We start from the raw sequence: 3,049 nt of genomic DNA, 5'->3' as shown, positions 1-3,049 counted from the left end.
CCACGTCCTGCACGATGCTGGCATCGCGGAAATGCCCCTCGAACAGATTGATGGAGATCTTGAGGTCCGGCATCATCTGCACCAGGTCGCCCAGGTCGAACTTGACCTGCTGCATCAGCGACAGCGTCATGGGAATGGCCAGCCCCGTCACCTCGGCGTAGTCGATGAAGGCGCCCGGCGGCACCACCTCGCCATTCCTTTTTTCCCAGCGGCACAGCACCTCGCAGCCCATGAGCTGCCCGGTGCGCAAATTGATGACCGGCTGGTAATAGGGCTTGATTTCCCCCCGCGCGATGGCCCGTTCCAGGTCGAACGCCGGCACCCGCGAGCGCCGCACATAGCTCAGCGAGAACAGCAGCATGGCGGCGCTGAGAAGGCACGCCACCACGGTGAAGCCGAAATCGAGATCGGCATAGCCGGCCCGCACCATGGCGAAGGGAATGGCATATTCCACCTTGAGCGGCATCTGCCCGGCAAAGCTCTGGTCGAATAGGAATTCCGAGCCGCCCTGGCGGCGGTCGAACGGGCCGGGGTCTCCGATGGTGAGCACACTCATGCCGGTGGTCAGCATCATGCGCAGCATCGCCCCCGGCGGCAGGAGCTGCGCCAGCACCTCGCTGCTCTGTCCCAGGAGCGGCACGAACACCGAAACCCGCCGCGTCTGGCCGAAGGCCTGCGTCACCTGCAACACCGGCATCTCCATGCCGGAGAATTTGACCACCGTGATGGTCTCGGTGCGCCCCGGCACCGGCTGCGGCGTCGAGAGCGGGGAAAAATTCACATTGCGCCCGAAGGCGTCGCAATATTGCACGCCGTCATTATTCTCCACCAGCACCTGCTTGAGGTTGAGGCTGGTTTCGATTTCGCGCTGGGCAACGGCGACGAAGGTGGGGGTGCACAGCGAGGGGCTGTCGGCCAGAATGCGCCTCAACCCGGAAACCGCATCGGTCACATTGATTTCGATTTGTGAGGCGATGGCTGCAACATTCTGCTGCGTAACCATTTTCTCCCGAACGCGAACATAGCTGTCGAGCAGATAGTCCACCGCCACGATGGGCACGAAGGCCAGCACCGCGCCCAGCAAGGTCAGGATTTGAGAATATTTGGATTTCACCCCGGAGAATCCATGTGCCGCCCTGTTATGACCTTGTTAACCGTGATGTCTTAATGAGTTGTTAAGCCCGGTTAACCACTCGCAAACCATTAGGCTCAACGCGTCTTGGGATCGTTCGCATGCTGACATTCGATTTGTGCCGCACCTCCGGGGACGCGGCGCTCTGGGCCGATTTTTTCGTCCGCAATCTCACCGACAGCTATATTTCCCACTCCGAATTGCAGTCCTCCCGCACCGGGCCCGATGGCCGATGGTCGCCGCGCATCCGGGAAGAGATCGAAAGCGAATTGCTGGCCTGCATCGCCCAGGCCGATGCCGATCGCGCCACGGCCCCGCGCTGGAATGGCGCCTTCACCTTGCGGCGCGACGACCAGCTGGCGGGCCTGGCCATGGTGCTTTATGATCGCGGCGGCCCCGCGCCCTTCGGTGTGATCGAGGACATGCTGGTCGCCACCGACCTGCGCGGCCACGGCCTCGGCAGCGCCCTGCTCGATCACGTGGTCGAGGATATGCGCCGCGCCGGGCTCCGGCAGGTGTTCCTCGAAAGCGGCATCGACAATGGCGGGGCCCACCATATGTTCGAGCGCCGCGGGTTCCGGCAGGTCTCGGTGGTCATGGCCAAGTCGCTGGAGAAGGTCGAATGATCTATTTTCTCGCCGAAAGCCTTCTGGTCGTCTTTGAATTCGCGACGCTTCTCGTCGGCCTGCTCATTGTCTACCTGATCCGCCAGCTGTCCGGGCGTCCGCCGGCCCTGGTGCGGGGCAAGCCCGCCCGCATTCGCCTGCCGGCCTATTCCTGCGCCGCCATCGCCCTGGGCACGCTTGCCCTTACCCACGCCGCCATCATCCTGTGGGGCACCCTGCCCGCCTTCCTCATCCTGATCGTCGGCCTGGCCGGCGGCGTCTGGCTCTATTTCCGCACCCTGGCCAGCCATGTCGAGGGCACGCCCATCCGCTACGTTCTGTTCGTCTGGATCACGCTGGCCATTTCCCTGGCGGCGCTGCTGGGCGTGGTCAGCTGGGGCGCCTGGCGCGCGCCGCTTCTGCTTTCCGATGGCGATTTCACCAGCCTGGCCAGCGTGGTCGCGCCGCTGGCGCAGATGGCCGGCATTCTCATCGCTGCGCTCGGCGTGGTGGTGGCCAATATCTTCACCTCCCAGCAGGAGCAGAAGGCGGCGTCCCGCTCGATCTATCAAAAGCTCGAATTCGGCGCCATCGAGCTGTTCCGCTTCGAAAAGGACCACGCCGATCTGGTGGATATCCTCTGGTTCAGCGATGGCCCGCCCAAGCTGAGCGCGCAGCAGGCCCACCATTTCGAGCAATATGTCTGCCAATATCTCAACCTGTTCGAAATGGCCGTGCGCCTGCGCATCGACAGGGTGATGCCGCCCGACGTCTTTGCCAGCTGGGTGCCCTGGATGTACGAGATCTGCGCGCTCGACAGTTTCGCCTGGCTGTGGCGGGATGGCCTGCGCACCCATTACGTGCGCGCCTTCCGCGAGCTGATCGACACCGGCATCGAGCTTGCCGCCGTGGATGAAGACGAGAGCGGCCTCAGCGCCACCGCCGAGAAATTCTACGCCGCCGCCGCCCGGGTCGCAGGCTCCGGCAAGGACTGCCAGCATGTCCACCGCTGGCTCGCCGAAGCCCGCCGCGCCAATGCCGAGCCCGCCGCCCGCTAGAGCGTTTCCAGCAAACGTGGGAACGGCTTTGCGGTTCGGAAACGCGATGAAACAAAGACTTAGATCATTTTCAGCGTTTCGACTAAGTGCTGAAATGATCTAAAGCGCCGGCCCTGAAAAAACGCCAGGCGCCGCTCGCATTTCTGCAAGGGCGCCCGGCGTTTTGCTGTTGGAACGGCTTACTTCTGTACGTTGAGCCTGATGCTCAATTCGCGCAATTGCTTGGCCGAGGCCTGGCTGGGCGCGCCCATCAG

At 63.3% G+C, this 3,049-nt stretch carries 3 protein-coding genes; 2 read left to right on the top strand and 1 reads right to left on the bottom strand.

The window, feature by feature from the left end; all coding sequences use genetic code 11:
- Nucleotides 1-1,114: EAL domain-containing protein (locus VDP82_RS16325; RefSeq protein ID WP_323015886.1), on the bottom strand; the 1,114-nt coding region annotated here is incomplete at its 3' end.
- Nucleotides 1,115-1,233: 119 nt separating this feature from the next.
- Here VDP82_RS16325 and VDP82_RS16320 point away from each other — a divergent pair.
- Nucleotides 1,234-1,758 (top strand): GNAT family N-acetyltransferase, encoded by a 525-nt coding sequence (locus VDP82_RS16320; protein WP_323015885.1) that lies wholly within the window; start codon nucleotides 1,234-1,236, stop codon nucleotides 1,756-1,758.
- The gene (locus VDP82_RS16315) at nucleotides 1,755-2,795 is read left to right on the top strand and encodes a hypothetical protein (protein ID WP_323015884.1); all 1,041 of its coding nucleotides are present in this window, start codon (nucleotides 1,755-1,757) and stop codon (nucleotides 2,793-2,795) included. The genes VDP82_RS16320 and VDP82_RS16315 overlap by 4 nt, the downstream gene beginning before the upstream one ends.
- Nucleotides 2,796-3,049 lie beyond the last annotated feature (254 nt).

The sequence above is a fragment of the Devosia sp. genome, assembly GCF_034675085.1.
Lineage (GTDB): Bacteria > Pseudomonadota > Alphaproteobacteria > Rhizobiales > Devosiaceae > Devosia.
The sequence above is the reverse complement of the archived record's forward strand: the minus strand, read 5'-3'. Positions and strand labels throughout refer to the sequence as shown.